This window comes from Pseudomarimonas salicorniae, from assembly GCF_023156535.1.
Classification (GTDB): domain Bacteria; phylum Pseudomonadota; class Gammaproteobacteria; order Xanthomonadales; family Xanthomonadaceae; genus Pseudomarimonas; species Pseudomarimonas salicorniae.
Genome location: NZ_JALNMH010000012.1, coordinates 48,312 through 63,107, shown reverse-complemented (window position 1 = coordinate 63,107; position 14,796 = coordinate 48,312). Strand labels below are relative to the sequence as shown.

At 69.2% G+C, this 14,796-nt stretch carries 13 protein-coding genes; 8 read left to right on the top strand and 5 right to left on the bottom strand.

The window, feature by feature from the left end; all coding sequences use genetic code 11:
• Positions 1–17: 17 nt before the first annotated feature.
• Positions 18–1,391 carry a metalloprotease PmbA gene (gene pmbA, locus M0G41_RS14370; RefSeq protein WP_248210518.1) on the top strand — a complete coding sequence of 458 codons (1,374 nt, stop codon included), beginning with the start codon at positions 18–20 and terminating at the stop codon, positions 1,389–1,391.
• A 252-nt stretch (positions 1,392–1,643) separates the two neighbouring features.
• Complete coding sequence (locus tag M0G41_RS14365) at positions 1,644–1,988, top strand: DUF4870 domain-containing protein (RefSeq protein ID WP_248210696.1); 345 nt, start codon at positions 1,644–1,646, stop codon at positions 1,986–1,988.
• A 58-nt stretch (positions 1,989–2,046) separates the two neighbouring features.
• Here the strand turns inward: M0G41_RS14365 and M0G41_RS14360 are convergent, their stop codons facing one another.
• Positions 2,047–2,451, bottom strand: a complete 405-nt coding sequence (locus M0G41_RS14360; protein WP_248210517.1) for a diacylglycerol kinase — start codon at positions 2,449–2,451, stop codon at positions 2,047–2,049.
• 218 nt (positions 2,452–2,669) lie between these two features.
• Here M0G41_RS14360 and M0G41_RS14355 point away from each other — a divergent pair, with 218 nt between their 5' ends.
• The 3 genes from M0G41_RS14355 to thpR all read left to right on the top strand — a co-directional run bounded on the left by M0G41_RS14355 (position 2,670) and on the right by thpR (position 5,070).
• Positions 2,670–3,383, top strand: coding sequence for a DUF533 domain-containing protein (locus tag M0G41_RS14355; protein ID WP_248210515.1), 714 nt, complete (start codon positions 2,670–2,672; stop codon positions 3,381–3,383).
• A 91-nt stretch (positions 3,384–3,474) separates the two neighbouring features.
• Positions 3,475–4,485 carry a TIGR00266 family protein gene (locus M0G41_RS14350; protein ID WP_248210514.1) on the top strand — a complete coding sequence of 337 codons (1,011 nt, stop codon included), beginning with the start codon at positions 3,475–3,477 and terminating at the stop codon, positions 4,483–4,485.
• A gap of 27 nt (positions 4,486–4,512) precedes the next feature.
• Positions 4,513–5,070, top strand: a complete 558-nt coding sequence (gene thpR, locus M0G41_RS14345; protein WP_248210513.1) for an RNA 2',3'-cyclic phosphodiesterase — start codon at positions 4,513–4,515, stop codon at positions 5,068–5,070.
• 141 nt (positions 5,071–5,211) lie between these two features.
• Here the strand turns inward: thpR and M0G41_RS14340 are convergent, their stop codons facing one another.
• On the bottom strand, positions 5,212–6,891 hold the full coding sequence (locus M0G41_RS14340) for an AMP-binding protein (protein WP_248210512.1): 1,680 nt from the start codon (positions 6,889–6,891) through the stop codon (positions 5,212–5,214).
• 75 nt (positions 6,892–6,966) lie between these two features.
• Between M0G41_RS14340 and M0G41_RS14335 the strand changes: the two genes are divergently transcribed.
• Positions 6,967–7,425 carry a nuclear transport factor 2 family protein gene (locus tag M0G41_RS14335; protein ID WP_248210511.1) on the top strand — a complete coding sequence of 153 codons (459 nt, stop codon included), beginning with the start codon at positions 6,967–6,969 and terminating at the stop codon, positions 7,423–7,425.
• Position 7,426: 1 nt separating this feature from the next.
• Here M0G41_RS14335 and M0G41_RS14330 read toward each other — a convergent pair whose 3' ends face one another.
• Together M0G41_RS14330 and M0G41_RS14325 are read right to left on the bottom strand one after the other, a co-directional pair.
• Positions 7,427–7,804, bottom strand: a complete 378-nt coding sequence (locus M0G41_RS14330; protein WP_248210510.1) for a hypothetical protein — start codon at positions 7,802–7,804, stop codon at positions 7,427–7,429.
• 552 nt (positions 7,805–8,356) lie between these two features.
• Positions 8,357–9,838 carry a dioxygenase family protein gene (locus M0G41_RS14325; RefSeq protein WP_248210507.1) on the bottom strand — a complete coding sequence of 494 codons (1,482 nt, stop codon included), beginning with the start codon at positions 9,836–9,838 and terminating at the stop codon, positions 8,357–8,359.
• Positions 9,839–9,954: 116 nt separating this feature from the next.
• Here M0G41_RS14325 and M0G41_RS14320 point away from each other — a divergent pair, with 116 nt between their 5' ends.
• Together M0G41_RS14320 and M0G41_RS14315 are read left to right on the top strand one after the other, a co-directional pair.
• Positions 9,955–10,539, top strand: coding sequence for an RNA polymerase sigma factor (locus M0G41_RS14320; RefSeq protein ID WP_248210505.1), 585 nt, complete (start codon positions 9,955–9,957; stop codon positions 10,537–10,539).
• Positions 10,532–11,557 carry a FecR family protein gene (locus M0G41_RS14315; RefSeq protein WP_248210503.1) on the top strand — a complete coding sequence of 342 codons (1,026 nt, stop codon included), beginning with the start codon at positions 10,532–10,534 and terminating at the stop codon, positions 11,555–11,557. The genes M0G41_RS14320 and M0G41_RS14315 overlap by 8 nt, the downstream gene beginning before the upstream one ends.
• 467 nt (positions 11,558–12,024) lie before the next feature.
• Here the strand turns inward: M0G41_RS14315 and acnA are convergent, their stop codons facing one another.
• Complete coding sequence (acnA, locus tag M0G41_RS14310; RefSeq protein ID WP_248210501.1) at positions 12,025–14,772, bottom strand: aconitate hydratase AcnA; 2,748 nt, start codon at positions 14,770–14,772, stop codon at positions 12,025–12,027.
• Between the last annotated feature and the right edge of the window lie 24 nt (positions 14,773–14,796).

Here is a 14,796-nt window from a genome sequence, read left to right as displayed (position 1 = left end):
GCGGCAAGGATACGCGTATGAACACATCCATCGCAAAGCATGAAACCCAATCCACCCTGGAAGCGGCGTCCCGCCTCGACCAGCTGGCCTCGATTGCCGAGGACGTGCTGAGCCGCTGCCGTGCCCGCGGCGCCAGCCAGGCCGAGGTGGGCCTCAATGAGGACGCCGGGCTCTCGGCCAACGTGCGCATGGGCGAAGTCGAGACCATCGAGTACAACCGCGACCGCGGCCTGTCGCTGACCGTGTACTTCGGCCAGCGCAAGGGCAGCGCCAGCACGGCCGATCTCGACCCGGCCTCGATCGAGCTGACCATCGACCAGGCCTGTGCCATCGCCCGCTTCACCGAGGAGGATGCCTGCGCCGGCCTTGCCGAGGCGTCGCTGATGGCCCGTGAATTCCCCGAGATCGATGTCTGGCATCCGCGTCCGCTGGATGCCGACGAGGCCGTGGCCCTGGCCCTGCGCGCCGAGGCCGCAGGGCGGGCCGTCGATTCGCGGATCGGCAACTCCGACGGCTCCAGCACCGGGCTGTCCTCGGGCATCGCCATCTACGCCAACAGCCACGGCTTCCTCGGCCGTGAGCAGGGCACCTCCTACAGCCTCAGCTGCTCGCTGATCGCAGGGCAGGGCGAGGCCATGCAGCGCGACTACTGGTACGACGCCGGCTGCCGTTTCGAGGACCTCGCCGATCCCGAGTCGATCGGCCGTCGCGCCGCCGAGCGCGCGCTGGCCCGGCTTGCCCCGCGCAGCGTGAAGACCGGGGAATACCCGGTGCTGTTCTCGGCCGAGGTGGCCCGCTCGCTGTTCGGCCACCTGGTCGCCGCGGTGTCCGGCGGCGCGCTGTACCGCCAGGCCTCGTTCCTGCTCGACCATCTCGGCAAGCCGGTGCTGGCGCCGGGCATCGACGTCGTCGAGCGTCCGCACCTGCGCCGCGGCCACCGTTCGGCGGCCTTCGACGACGAGGGCGTGGCCACCCGCGACAATCCGCTGGTCGCGGATGGCGTGCTGCAGCGCTATGTCCTCGGCAGCTATTCGGCGCGCAAGCTGGGCCTGACCACCACGGCCAACGCCGGGGGCGTGCACAACCTCGAGATCAGCACCGGAAGCGAGGACCGCGAGGCGTTGATTCGCGGCATGGGCCGCGGCCTGCTGGTCACCGAGCTGATGGGGCAGGGCGCCAACCTGATCACCGGCGACTACTCGCGCGGCGCGGCCGGCTTCTGGATCGAGAATGGCGAAATCGCCTATCCGGTGGACGAGCTGACCATCGCCGGCAACCTGCGAGACATGCTGCTCGGGATCGAGGCGATCGGCTGCGATATCGACCGCCGCTCGGCGACCGCGGTGGGCTCGGTCCTGGTCGGCAGGATGACCGTCGCCGGCGACAGCTGAACGCTTCGTCGCGTTTCCGGTCACGCCCGCCGCGGCAGGGCGTCCTTGACCTCGCCATCACAGGTAATCGAGAGTGGTGGTGATGCGCGCCGCGGTCTGCCGACGGCGCGATCCTGCGACTCCACCCAAGGTTTCAAGGAGACTGCCGTGAGCGAAGACGTCAACCCCACCCCTTCGGCGCCGCCGCCCGAGGCGCCCAGCACACCCCCTCCGCCCGCCGGTGAGTCCGATCCGCAGGCGCGGCAGTGGGCCATGTTCGCCCACCTGTCCTCGATCCTCGGCGGATTGCTGACTTCCGCGTTCGGCGGCTGGGGCGTCTTCCTCGGCCCGCTGGTCATCTGGCTGGTCAAGAAGGAAGAGATTCCCTTCGTCGACGATCAGGGCAAGGAGGCGCTGAACTTCAACATCACGGTGGCGATCGCCTGCGTGTCACTGCTGATCCTCACCTTCGCCACGCTGGGCATCGGCGCCCTGCTGACCATTCCGCTGATGATCATCGTCTGCATCGGCTGGCTGGTGTTGACCATCATGGCCAGCATCAAGGCCAACGAGGGCGTGCGCTACCGCTATCCCTTCACGCTGCGGCTGATCAAGTAGTCGTCGCGGGCAAGGGCCGTGGGGGCATCCGGCTTCGGTCGGATGCCCCGGGTCGGCTTCAGCGTCCGCCGATCGTCTCGACCAGCTGCGGTCCGAGCAGCAGTCCCCAGCTGAGCAGCACGTTCATCATCAGCACGAAGACCGCCGCCGAGCCCATGTCCTTGGCCCGGCCGGCCAGCTCGTGATACTCCGCGCCGTAGCGCTCGATCAGGGCCTCGATCGAGGAATTGAGCAGTTCCGCGCTGAGCACCAGGAGCAGGCTGCCGACCAGCCAGGCCTTTTCCAGCGGCGTGGCGCCGAAGGCGATGCCGACCGGCGCGAGGAGCAGGAAGAGATAGACCTCGAGGCGGAACGAGGACTCCACCGCCCAGGCGGATTTCAGGCCCTTGAGCGACCACAGCGTGGCGCGCAGCACGCCCATCGGTCCTCGGGGCAGGTGCGATACGCCTTCGGTGTCGGCCATGAGCGATCCCTGGGAAGCAAAGTGCGGCGCCGGCTTGCGCGCGGCAGCGGGGCATCATGCCAACCGCAGGTTGCGGCAACAAGCGTCGACCGCGGGCCGATTCGCGCGGTTGCCGCGGGCCTGCGACCGGCCTGCCGCTGCAAAGCCGGACGGCTTGGGCGAGAATCGGGAGTTCCGGCGCGACGGGCGCCGCAGTACAGATCAGGAGGGCGTGGACCATGTTCGACCCGGAGAGACTGCTCGGCCAGATGGTGTCCGGCGCGCTCGGCGGCGCCCTCGGTGGAAAGAGTGCCAAGCGCCGCGGCAAGCGAGGCATGGGCGGCCTGATGGGCGGTAGCGGCCTCGGCAAGGCGCAGGTCGGCATCGGCCTGCTCGGCGTCGCCATGGCCGCGTGGGAGCACTACAGCCAGCAGCAGAAGGTCGGTGCCGCCGCCTCTGCCCAGCCCGCGCCGGTGGCCGGCCCCGCGCATGCGGCCGCGCCGCCGCCTCCGCCGCAGGCCGTGGCCGCCGGTGCGGCTCCGCCTCCGCCGCCCTCCGCTGCGGCGGCCGAAGCAACGCGGGCGGCGCCGATGCTCGATGTCCGTCGCCAGCAGGCGGTGCTGCTGGTGCGCGCGATGATCGCGGCAGCCGCCGCCGACGGCCTGATCGATGACGCCGAGCGCAGTGGCATCCTCGACCGCGCGCGCAGACTGGGCGATGACGCCGAGACCCTGCGCTTCCTCGAGGCGGAGCTGGACGCGCCGGTGGATATCGCCGAGCTGGTGGCGCAGACCCCGCGCTCGCTGGCTTCCGAGGTCTATGCCGCCGCACTGCTGGCCATCGAGCTCGACACCCCGCAGGAGCGCGCCTGGATGGATGACCTTGCCCAGCGTCTCGGCATCGAGCCCGGCGCCCGCGAAGACCTCCATCGCCAGCTGGGCCTGGAGGCCTAGCGTCACGAACCCGCCCGCGATCCCGTCTGCCCTGGCGCAGGCGGGCCCGGCCCCGCCGGATCCGGATCCCACTAGACAGGAAGTTCCATCAATGAGCCAGTGGTACCTCAGCTACAACGGCCAGCAGAGCGGCCCCTTCGACCAGTCCACCGCGCAGCAGATGGCTGCGCAGAACCCGAACGGCCACTGCTGGAAGGCCGGCTTCGCCGAATGGCTGCCGATCAGCCGCTGCGCCGAACTGACCGGGCGCACCGATCAGGCCATGGTCAGCTCGCCGCCGCCGGTCAGCCAGCGCAGCGCCGACGTCATCGACTACAAGATCTACGGCGAGGACATGCAGTTCGTCGAGGTCGAGCTGGACCCCGGCGAGAGCGCCGTCGCCGAGGCCGGGGCGATGATGTACAAGGACTCGGTCGTGCAGATGGAGACCATCTTCGGCGACGGCTCGCACTCCGGGCAGGGCGGCAGCTTCTTCGACAAGCTGCTCGGCGCCGGCAAGCGCGTGATCACCGGCGAGAGCCTGTTCACCACCATGTTCAGCCACGCCGGGCAGAGCGGAAAGGCCAAGGTCGCCTTCGCAGCGCCCTATCCGGGAACCATCATTCCGCTGTCGCTTGGCAACTATGGCGGCCGGATCATCGCCCAGAAGGACAGCTTCCTCTGCGCTGCGCGCGGCGTGTCGATCGGCATCCACTTCCAGAAGAAGGTGATGACCGCGCTGTTCGGCGGCGAAGGCTTCATCATGCAGAAGATGGAGGGCGACGGACTGGTCTTCGTGCATGCCGGCGGCACCGTCGTCGAGCGCGAGCTGAAGGCCGGCGAGCGCATCGATGTCGACACCGGCTGCGTGGTGGCGCACACGCAGGCGGTGGACATGGATGTGAAGCCGGTGGGCGGGGTGAAGTCGATGATCTTCGGCGGTGAGGGTGTGTTCCTCGCCACCCTGACCGGTCCGGGTCACGTCTGGCTGCAGAGCCTGCCGTTCTCGCGCATGGCCGGGCGCATATTCGCCGCGGCGCCGCAGGCGGGCGGCCAGCGCCGCGGCGAGGGCTCGGTGCTCGGCGGCCTCGGCGACATCCTCGGTGGCGACCGCGGCTTCTAGTCCTGCTGCCCACGGCGAGCCGGACCCTTGCGCATCCGCAAACTGCCGCGCTGCTTCATCGCGGCCGTGCCCGACCGGGCCGGCCGCGATGCGCTGAGCGCGGTGCAGTCGCGGCTGAGGGAGGCCTGGCCCGAGCGCGATGCCGACCCCGGCTGGACCCTCACCGATGATCTGCACCTGACCCTGCGTTTCCTTGGCGACCTGCCCGAGTCTGCGCTGGAGCAGGCGCTGGGCAGTCTGTCACTGCCGCCCGGGGAGCCTGCGCCGACCCTGGCCATCACCGGGATCGAACTGTGGCCGGCGCTGCGGCCGCGGATCGCCGTGGCCCGCTTCGAGTCATCAGGGCAGCTGGCTGCCTGGGTCGCCACCGTAGAGGCATGGGCGGTTGAATATGGGCTCGCCCCTGAGCATCGACCCTTCGTCCCCCACGTCACCCTGCTGCGCTCGCCCAAGCCGCTGAGCCCCGTTTCGGGCATGCTCCTGCCCGAACTCGACCTGCGCCTGGAGGCCGTACAGGCCATGCACCGCAGTCCCCACTCCCGCGGCCCGCGCTACCTCGCCCACGCCGAATACCGCCTGGTCTGATTCCCCGCCGATGCGGGGGCCTCGTCGTGCCCGCGTTGAGCGCAGCTTGCTGCGCTTCCAAGGCCGCGGGGAGCCGTCGAGCAAGCTCGCCGCCACGGCCGATGCGGCCGCATCCTGCTTCGCGGCGGGATGGGGTCCCGCCTAGCCAGGCTTGGCGCTGTCGCGCAGTTCGCGGCGGAGGATCTTGCCGACGTTGGACTTCGGCAGCTCGCTGCGGAATTCCACATAGCGCGGCTGCTTGTAGCCGGTCAGGTGTTCCTTGCAGTGCGCCTTGACCGACTCGGCAGTGAGCGAGGGGTCCTTCTTGACGATCACCACCTTGACCGCCTCGCCGGACTTCTCGTCGGCGACGCCCACGGCGGCCACCTCGAGCACGCCGGGATGGGTGGCGATGACGTCCTCGATCTCGTTCGGATACACGTTGAATCCCGAGACCAGGATCATGTCCTTCTTGCGATCGACAATGAAGAAGTAGCCCTTCTTGTCCATCTTGGCCATGTCGCCGGTGTGCAACCAGCCGTCCTCGTCGATGACCTTGGCGGTCTCCTCCGGGCGCTGCCAGTAGCCCTTCATCACCTGCGGGCCACGCACGCAAAGCTCGCCGACCTCGCCGACCGGCAGCTTGGCCCCTTCCTCGTCCTTGATGCAGACCTCGGTGCCCGGCACGGGCAGGCCGATCGAGCCGTTGTAGTCGGGCAGGTCCAGCGGGTTCATGCAGACAGCAGGAGAGGTCTCGGTCAGGCCGTACGCCTCGGAGAGCGGCTTGCCGGTCACCTTCTTCCAGCGTTCGGCCACGGCGCGCTGCACCGCCATGCCGCCGCCCAGGGCGAACTTGAAGCGGGAGAAGTCCAGCTCGGCGAAGCCGGGTGTGTTGAGCAGGCCGTTGAACAGCGTGTTGACGCCGGTCAGGCAGGTGAAGGGAATGCGGCCGAGATCCTTGACGAAACCCGGCATGTCGCGCGGGTTGGTGATCAGGTGATTGACGCCGCCGAGCTTCATGAAGACCAGGCAGTTCGCCGTCAGCGCGAAGATGTGGTAGAGCGGCAGCGCGGTGATGATGTGCTCCTCGCCGATGGCGGCGCGCTTGCCGATCCACTGCGAGCTCTGCTGCATGTTGGCGACGAGGTTGCGGTGGGTCAGCATCGCGCCCTTCGACACCCCGGTGGTGCCGCCGGTGTACTGCAGGAAGGCGATGTCCTCCGGCTGCACGTCGGTCTGCGGCAGGCTGAGCCGCGCTCCGCGCGCCAGCACGTCGTTGAAGCGCACCGCGCCCTCGATGCGGAACTCGGGGATCGCCTTCTTCACGTACTTCAGTACGAAATTGACGATCGGACCCTTGGGGAATCCCAGCAGGTCGCCGACGCCGGTGCCGATGACCTGCTTGACCGGGGTGTCGGCCAGCACCTGCTGCAGGGTGGCGGCGAAGTTGTCCAGCACCACGATGGCGCTGGCGCCCGAATCATTGAGTTGGTGCTTGAGCTCGCGCGCGGTGTACATCGGGTTGGTGTTGACCACCGTCAGTCCCGCCCGCAGCGCACCGAAGATGGCGATGGGGTACTGCAGGACGTTCGGCAGCATGATCGCCACCCGGTCGCCCTTCTTCAGCTTGCACTCGTGGATCAGCCAGGCACCGAAGGCCCGGCTCAGGCGATCGATGTCGTCGTAGCTGAGGCTCTTGCCCATGTTCTCGAACGCATCCTTGTCGCGGAAGCGCTCGCATGAAGACTCGAGGATGTCGACGATCGAAGCGAATTCGTCCATATCGACTTCCGGGCCGATACCGGCTGGATAGCTCGACAACCAGGGCCGATCGGTGCTCATTCGCTTTTCCCCCACAGGTTGATTACCGTGCCGTTACCACTGGCGTTTTGCCCGGATTGGAGCATAGGAGGCGTGATGGCACAAGGAATCCATGCTCGGGCGTATGGGGCCTTGCGCGGCGCGATGGCGCTGGCCTGCGGGGCCCTCCTTGTGCTGGCCACGGGCTGCTCCCGGCCGGCCGACGAGCAGGCCCTGCGTGACGCCATCGAGGCCATGCAGGCTGCCGCCGAGGAGCGTGATGCCTCTGCCCTGATCGATCACCTGGCCGGCAATTTCGCCGGCGAGGGCGGGCTCGACCGCGACCGTCTGCGCCGCATGCTGGTCGTCCAGTTCATGCGCAACCAGCGTGTCGGTGTCACCCTCGGTCCGATCGAGACACGCATTGAGGGCGAGCGCGCCGAGGCCCGATTCACCGCCGTCCTCACCGGCTTCGAGAACGGGCTGCTGCCGGTTCGCGCCGACGGCTACCGCATCGTCACCGGCTGGCGCATCGAGGACGGCCGCTGGGTGATGGAGCGGGCGAGCTGGGAATAGCCTAGTCGGCCACCGGCCCCTGGGCGGACCGATCCGCCTCCGGCAGCGGATAACGGCGGCGGACCCAGAGGATGCAGACGGCCGCGACCGCGAGCGGCCCGAGCACGCTGGCTTCAAAGGTCAGGCCAAAACTGACGCCGATCCGCACCAGGGCCATGACCCCGATGGTGAAGGCGAGGATCATCCGGGTCAGGTGGCGCCGCAGCCAGACATGGCGATGCACGTCAGGGTTGCGGAGCACGCGCAGGTCACCGACCAGCAGCCCCGTGAACATCGCCGCGAGGACCGCCGGGCCGACGAACAGTCGCTCGGCCCCCAGGTTGAAGCGGAAGAACTGGATCGCGGCGAACAGCGCGAGCAGGGCGGCGATGCCACGCACGGCGCAGCGTTGCCAAGGCACGCTCTTCTTCTCGCCTGCGCAGCGGCCGTCTGGTTCGGGCGCAAAGCGGACATTCATAGGGTGCGGCTGGCCGCACCGGGCGTAGCGTCCGAACGCCCGTATCGGTGCGCCCAAGGCGCACCCTATGGGGCTTCGCCGACGCCCAAGGAGGCCCGACTGTGGGAGCGCCCTTGGGCGCGACCGCGGAGATCCGCTCTGGCCGCGGTCTGTGGTGAATCCGTAGCGCTGCGGTCGCGCCCAAGGGCGCTCCCACAATTTGACTGCGGCAAGGCCTGCTTTGCGGCGCAAACCGGACCTTGCAGCACCGTTGCGTGTAGGAGCCAGCTTGCTGGCGATAGGCGCCACGGATGGGACGATCGCCAGCAAGCTGGCTCCTACATTCGGGTGTTGTGGAAGGTCTTCTTTGCGCCCGAAATACGCCATCGGTTCTGATCCGTCAGGGGAAGGGGACCCGGGCGGGAAAACACTGGCCAGGAGCCATCGACTGGTCGCCGGAGGGCGGGCGGCGGCCGGCTGCTGGGTTTCGGGCGGTCACTGGCCGCCTGCTTCGTCGCAGGCGGCGTAGCCCGGGACATAGAGCCCCAGCTGGATATCGCGACGCACCGACCAGCCCTGCACCTCGCGTGCCGGCGTGGCGATGCCGCTGCCGCCGCGGGCGCTGGCGGCGCGCTCGCGATGCTGGGCGGTAAGCAGGGGGTCGTCGTCGAAAAGCAGATCGCCGAGATAGTAGGTGCAGCGGCCGGGCTCAATCACATGCATGTGCACATGCTGTTGCACCGTGCTGCCGGGATAGCTCGCCGGACGGATACTGTCGAAGGCGTATTCGCCGGCGGCGTCGGTCAGCGCCCAGGCGCGCAGTCGGCCGTGGCGGGCGCCTGGGCTCCGCGGATCGCGGGCCTTTGGGTAATGACCCTGCGCGTCGGTCTGGTAGGCGTAGACAACGACCCCCGGCTGCGCCACGCCGGCGGCGTCGGTGACCCGGCCGCGGATGCGCAGTCGCTCGCCGGGCTCCTCCGGGCCGGCCAACCGGGCGTGGGCGGACAGGCGGGCAGGCAGGCCGGCGAACACCGCCTCGCAGCCCTGGCAGGGTAGTCCGACAATGGGTTCGGAGCCGGTCACGCGGTTGGCGTGGGCGTCAGCCTTCCGGACGGACTCAGAGGCGCCCACCTGCAGCCACAGACTGCGCGGCGCCCGACGCCAGCCGAACAGTTCCAGCCGGACGCGGGACGGTCGGCTCGAGACCTGCAGGCAACCGTGCTCGTCCGTGCGCGCCCAGCCGGTCGAGGCGCCGGACTCCGGCGACACGCCGCGGACCAGGGCGTGGGCCACGACTTCACCTGGCGTTTCATCGATGCATGCGCGGCGCAGCTCGTCCGCGTCCGCATCGCCCAATACATTGCCGAGCTGCCTGGGTGCCGCCCAGAGCAGGCCCTTGGGGGTGTCGGGATCGCCGGGGGCGACCGGCTCGGCGTAGGCATGGGCCAGCAGTCTGCGTGCCCAGGCGACATCCTCGGCCAGGCCCCTGTCGAGATCGCCGCCGATCAGCGGGTCGGCGCGCAGGCTGCGCCGCTGGGCGAAGACATGGGCGACGCCGCGAGCCGTCACTTTGTCGCCCAGGTCGGCGATCAGCTTGTCCTTCGCGGGGTCGACCAGTTGGCCGACGTGCCAGTCAGGCGGCAGTGAACCCAGCCTTGCCTGCAGGGCCGCTTCGGGCGCGCCGATCGTCAGAACAAAGACGCGAAAGCGCGGATCCTCAAGCTCGGCCGCGGCGCTTTCGAGGCTTCTGAAGGCGGCGGCCAGCGCATCGTGCTGCGCCGTCCCGGGAAGCAGGACCAGCAGCCCGGCGTCGTAGCCATGTCGGCACATCGGGCAGGCAGTGCTGCCGGCCAGGGGGCCTTGCCAGAAGCGGGCTTCCATCGCCGGCAGGCCGTCCCAGCGGGTGACCGGGACGCCGTCGGCCGGCAGGGCGAAGGCGCACAGGAGCAGGGCAAGAAGACGCAGGGCAGGGGTCATGATCGGCTTCCCGGTTAGAGTGACCGGTAGACGCGACCGACGTCCGCAGGTGTTAACCGCGCAGCGCATTTCGGCCCGGCTGTTAACACCCGGTGCGCCGGGCGCCTCTTCCTGCCATGAACGGGAGGCATGCGGTGCAGCAGGACGCGCAAGCGCCAGTGGAAATGGAGGTCGGCCGCTGGGTCGCCGCGGCGCGCGGCGGCTCGCAGGCGGCGTTCGCCTCGCTGTACCGGCGCTTCCTGCCGCTGGTCCACGGCATCCTGATCAGTCGCTGGCCGCCGGCGGATGCCGATGAGCTGACCCAGGAGTGCTTTGCCCGCGCCTTCGAGCGCCTGCACCAGCTTCGCGAGGAGCAGCACTTCGGCGCCTGGGTGGCGAGCATCGCCCGCCATGCCCGCCCGACCCTGCGCGAGGTGTCAGGCAACGAGGCTTCGCTGGAGCGATTGGCCGATCGCGGCGCCACGCCGGAGCAGTGCAGCGAAGCCGAGGTCATCCTGCGCGCTCTGGGCGGGCTGCCCGAGGCCTACCGCGAGACCCTGGCCCTGCGCCTCATCGAGGGGCTCAGCGGGCCCGAGATCGCTGCGCTGACCGGGCTCGCCGCCGGGTCGGTGCGGGTCAACCTGCACCGGGGCATGGCCCGCCTGCGCGAGGCGCTGGGTCTCGCCCCCGCCGGCCATGACGAGGAGGCCGCCCGTGCCTGAACATGACGATTCACTGTGGAACCCGCAGGCGGCGGGCGATGCCGAGCTGGCGAGGATCGAGTTGCAGCTTCGGCGATATTCCGCACAGGCGCGGGGGCTGGCGGAGGCAACGCCGGTCCGGCTGCCCACGCGGATGCGGCGACGCCGCTGGCCGCTGGCGGTGGCGGCCGCGCTGCTGGCCTGCGCCGTGCTGGGTCCGGTGCTGCATGCCTATCGCCTGCACTGGCAGGATGGCGCTGCCTGGTCGGTGCGCGGTGCGGACAGCGTCCGGGAGGCCCTGGCGCCGGGCGGCACCCTGCGCACCGGCGCCGGCCAGCGCCTCGAAGTGAGCATCGCGCGCATCGGTGCCCTGTGGCTGTCGCCCGACTCCCAGCTCGCCATGCTGCGCACCGCGCCCGGCGGCCACCGCGTCCGCCTCGACCACGGCCACCTGCGCGCCCGCGTCTGGGCCCCGCCAGGCTATTTCGGCGTGAACAGCGGACAGGCCGAGGTGATCGACCTCGGCTGCGACTTCGATCTGTGGGTGGAGGACGACCGCTCCGGCCGGGTCGCGGTGCGTAGCGGCTGGATCGTCATGCGCCTGGCAGGGGTGGAGCAGACCGTCCCCGCGGGCCACGTGCTGCATTTCGACGCCACCCGGCCCGGTATTCCGTTGCGCGATGAGGCGCCCGCCCCACTGGGCGAGGTGATCGGGAAACTCGATGCAGGACTGGCCTCGGGCGCCCTGACTCCCGCGGAGCGCGGCGACCTCGTTGCCGCGATCCTTGCCGGGGCCGAGGATGCGGACGCCTTCACCCTGCTCAGCCTGCTGACCCGACATCCGGATCTGGCAGCCGGACCGCTCTATCCCCGTCTGGCCCAGGCTTTGGGGGGGGCGCAGATCGAGCCGGCCCACCGGCAGCGCTGGGTCGAAGGCGATGCCGAAGCCATGCACGCGTGGTGGCGGAAGCTGCCCGTGCCGCCCAAGCAGTGGTGGCGCTACTGGCGGGACGGGTTCGATGCGTGGATAGGTGAGTGAGTCGGGGGCTGTTAGGTGAGGGGGGATGCTGACGGGCGGGGGCTTCGCTCCTCCCCTTGCGCGCCCGGAGGGCGTGTAGGGGGAGGCTGGGAAGGGGTTGTTCGCTCCCCTGCGTCCGCCAGCTCCATGCATCCCCAAGCCATATAGGGTGCTGCCTTGGCGCACCGTGCTCTTGGATGGAACGATATGTTGTTCCCGCAGGCACGTGCGGTGCGCCAAGGCAGCACCCTATGGGCTGTCGCGCGCGTAGCGACCACGTCGACCGTTCGCGGTGAGGTATCGAACCGCGAGCGATGGTTTGGCGGTGCCGTTCGGGCTTCGATACCTCAGCCCGAACGGGTGTAGGTTCGAGGCGACTTTGTGGTCGACTTCGTGGGTGCGCTGGGTGGTCCAGCCACCCCCTCCCCATCTCCCCCTACGCCGCTGCGCGGCGTAGGGGCGGGAGTGACAGAAGGATTCGGTGGACCTCAGGCCGCCTTGGGCGCGGCGGCGAGCTGGCGGAGGACGTAGTGCAGGATGCCGCCGTGCCTGAAGTATTCGACTTCCTTCGGCGTCAGCAGCAGGACGTCGACCTCGAAGCTGAACTTCGAGCCGTCGGGGCGGGTGGCGCTGACCTTGGCGGTGCGCGAGGCGCCGTCATCAAGGCCGGTGATCTCGAGCACCTCGTCACCCTTGATGCCGAGCTCCTTGACGCCGTCGCCGTCCTGGAACTGCAACGGCAGCACGCCCATGCCGACCAGGTTGGAGCGGTGGATGCGCTCGAAGCTCTCGGCGATCACCGCCTTCACGCCGAGCAGCAGGGTGCCCTTGGCGGCCCAGTCGCGGGACGAGCCGGTGCCGTATTCCTTGCCGCCGACGACGATCAGGGGCACGCCCTCTTCCTTGTACTTCATGGCGGCGTCGTAGATCGCCATCTTCTCGCCGCTGGGCTGGTGCAGGGTGTTGCCGCCTTCCTCGCCACCAAGCATCAGGTTCTTGATGCGGATGTTGGCGAAGGTGCCGCGCACCATCACGTCGTCATTGCCGCGCCGCGAGCCGTAGGAGTTGAAGTCGGCCGGCTGCACACCGCGCGACTGCAGGTAGCGGCCCGCCGGGCTGTCCTTCTTGATGCTGCCCGCCGGGGAGATGTGGTCGGTGGTGATGGAGTCGCCGAACACGCCGAGCAGGCGGGCGCCGTGGATGTCCTGGATCGGCGCGGTCTCCATCTTCATGCCGTCGAAGTAGGGCGGGTTCTTGATGTAGGTGCTGTCGTCCCAGCGGTAGGCCTCGCCGTCCGGTGATTCGATGCGGTTCCAGCGGCTGTCGCCGCGGAACACATCGGCGTAGTTGGCCTTGAACATCTCCGGGCCGACCGTGTCGGCAATCGCCGCGCTGATCTCCTTGCTTGAGGGCCAGATGTCCTTGAGGAAGACCGGGCTGCCGTCCTTGGCGGTGCCGAGCGGCTCGCTGGTGAGATCGATGTCGGTGCTGCCGGCCAGCGCATAGGCGACCACCAGCGGCGGCGAGGCGAGGTAGTTCATCTTGACCTCGGCGTGCACCCGGCCCTCGAAGTTGCGGTTGCCGGAGAGCACCGAGGTGACCACCAGCTCGCCCTGGGCGATGCCGGCGCTGACCTCGACCGGCAGCGGGCCGGAGTTACCGATGCAGGTGGTGCAGCCGTAGCCGACCACGTGGAAACCGAGTGCTTCCAGGTCGTCCATCAGCCCGGCCTTCTTCAGGTAGTCGGTGACCACCAGCGAGCCCGGTCCGAGCGAGGTCTTCACCCAGGGTTTCACCTTCAGACCCTTCTTCACCGCATTGCGGGCAACCAGGCCGGCGCCCAGCATCACCGCCGGGTTGGAGGTGTTGGTGCAGGAGGTGATCGCCGCGATCACCACCGCGCCGTCGCGCAGGTCGATCTTCTCGCCGCCCATCTCGATGGTGGCGCGGCCCTTGGCCTCGACCTGGTCGTTGCCGACCGCCGTGCCGCCGCCTTCGGAGGCGAAGGCCGCCGCCTGGAGCGAGGCCTTGTCGCGGGCGGCGACCATCGGGGCCAGGCTGTCGCGGAAGTTCTGCTTCATGTCGCTCAGCAGGACGCGGTCCTGCGGGCGCTTGGGGCCTGCCAGCGAGGGCTTGACCTCGCCCATGTCGAGCTCCAGCACCGAGCTGTACTCCGCCTCCACCGACGGATCGCGCCACATACCCTGCGCGCGCGCATAGGCCTCGACCAGGGCGATCTGCTTCTCGCTGCGTCCGGACAGGCGCAGGTAGGCCAGGGCCTCGTCGTCAATCGGGAAGATGCCGCAGGTGGCGCCGTACTCCGGCGCCATGTTGGCGATGGTCGCGCGGTCGGCCAGCGGCAGGTGGTCCAGGCCCTTGCCAAAGAACTCGACGAACTTCCCGACCACACCGTGCTTGCGCAGCATCTGGGTGACGGTCAGCACCAGGTCGGTGGCGGTGGCGCCCTCGGGCAGCTTGCCGGTCAGGCGGAAGCCGACCACCTGCGGAATCAGCATCGAGCTGGGCTGGCCGAGCATGGCCGCCTCGGCCTCGATCCCGCCGACGCCCCAGCCCAGCACACCGATGCCGTTGATCATCGTGGTGTGCGAGTCGGTGCCGAATACGGTGTCGGGGAAGGCCTCCAGCACGCCGTCCACCTCGCGGGTCATGACCACGCGGGCGAGGTGCTCGAGGTTCACCTGGTGGACGATGCCGGTGTTCGGCGGCACCACCTTGAAGTTGTCGAAGGCCTTCTGGCCCCAGCGCAGGAAGCTGTAGCGCTCGCGGTTGCGCTCGAACTCGATCTTGCCGTTGAGGTCCAGCGCCTCGGGCTTGCCGAACACGTCGACCTGCACCGAATGGTCGATGACCAACTCGGAGGGAATCAGCGGATTGATCCGCTTGGGATCGCCGCCGAGCTGCTTGACCGCGTCGCGCATGGCCGCGAGGTCGACCACGCAGGGCACGCCGGTGAAGTCCTGCAGCACCACCCGCGCCGGCATGAAGGCGATCTCGGTGTCCGGCGCCTTCTTCGCCTCCCAGCCCGCCACGGCCTCGATATGCGCCTTGGTGACGCTGACGCCGTCCTCGCAGCGCAGCAGGTTCTCGAGCAGGATCTTCATCGAATAGGGCAGCCGCCCCAGGTCGAAGCGATCGCCCAGCTCGGCGAGTCGATGGATGCGGTATTCGGTGCCGTCGACGTTCAGGGTGCTGCGGGTGGCAAAGGAGTTGCTCATGGAGGGGCTCCTCGGGCTGGCAGG

Bases quoted from the DNA above. Each gene is read 5' to 3' on its own strand.
- M0G41_RS14355 (WP_248210515.1), top strand. From the start codon at position 2,670: ATGTTCGACCCGGAGAGACTGCTCGGCCAGATGGTGTCCGGCGCGCTC.
- M0G41_RS14360 (WP_248210517.1), bottom strand. From the start codon at position 2,451: ATGGCCGACACCGAAGGCGTATCGCACCTGCCCCGAGGACCGATGGGC.
- M0G41_RS14365 (WP_248210696.1), top strand. From the start codon at position 1,644: ATGTTCGCCCACCTGTCCTCGATCCTCGGCGGATTGCTGACTTCCGCG.
- M0G41_RS14325 (WP_248210507.1), bottom strand. From the start codon at position 9,838: ATGACCCCTGCCCTGCGTCTTCTTGCCCTGCTCCTGTGCGCCTTCGCC.
- pmbA (WP_248210518.1), top strand. From the start codon at position 18: ATGAACACATCCATCGCAAAGCATGAAACCCAATCCACCCTGGAAGCG.
- M0G41_RS14320 (WP_248210505.1), top strand. From the start codon at position 9,955: ATGAACGGGAGGCATGCGGTGCAGCAGGACGCGCAAGCGCCAGTGGAA.
- M0G41_RS14335 (WP_248210511.1), top strand. From the start codon at position 6,967: ATGGCACAAGGAATCCATGCTCGGGCGTATGGGGCCTTGCGCGGCGCG.
- M0G41_RS14350 (WP_248210514.1), top strand. From the start codon at position 3,475: ATGAGCCAGTGGTACCTCAGCTACAACGGCCAGCAGAGCGGCCCCTTC.
- M0G41_RS14340 (WP_248210512.1), bottom strand. From the start codon at position 6,891: ATGAGCACCGATCGGCCCTGGTTGTCGAGCTATCCAGCCGGTATCGGC.
- acnA (WP_248210501.1), bottom strand. From the start codon at position 14,772: ATGAGCAACTCCTTTGCCACCCGCAGCACCCTGAACGTCGACGGCACC.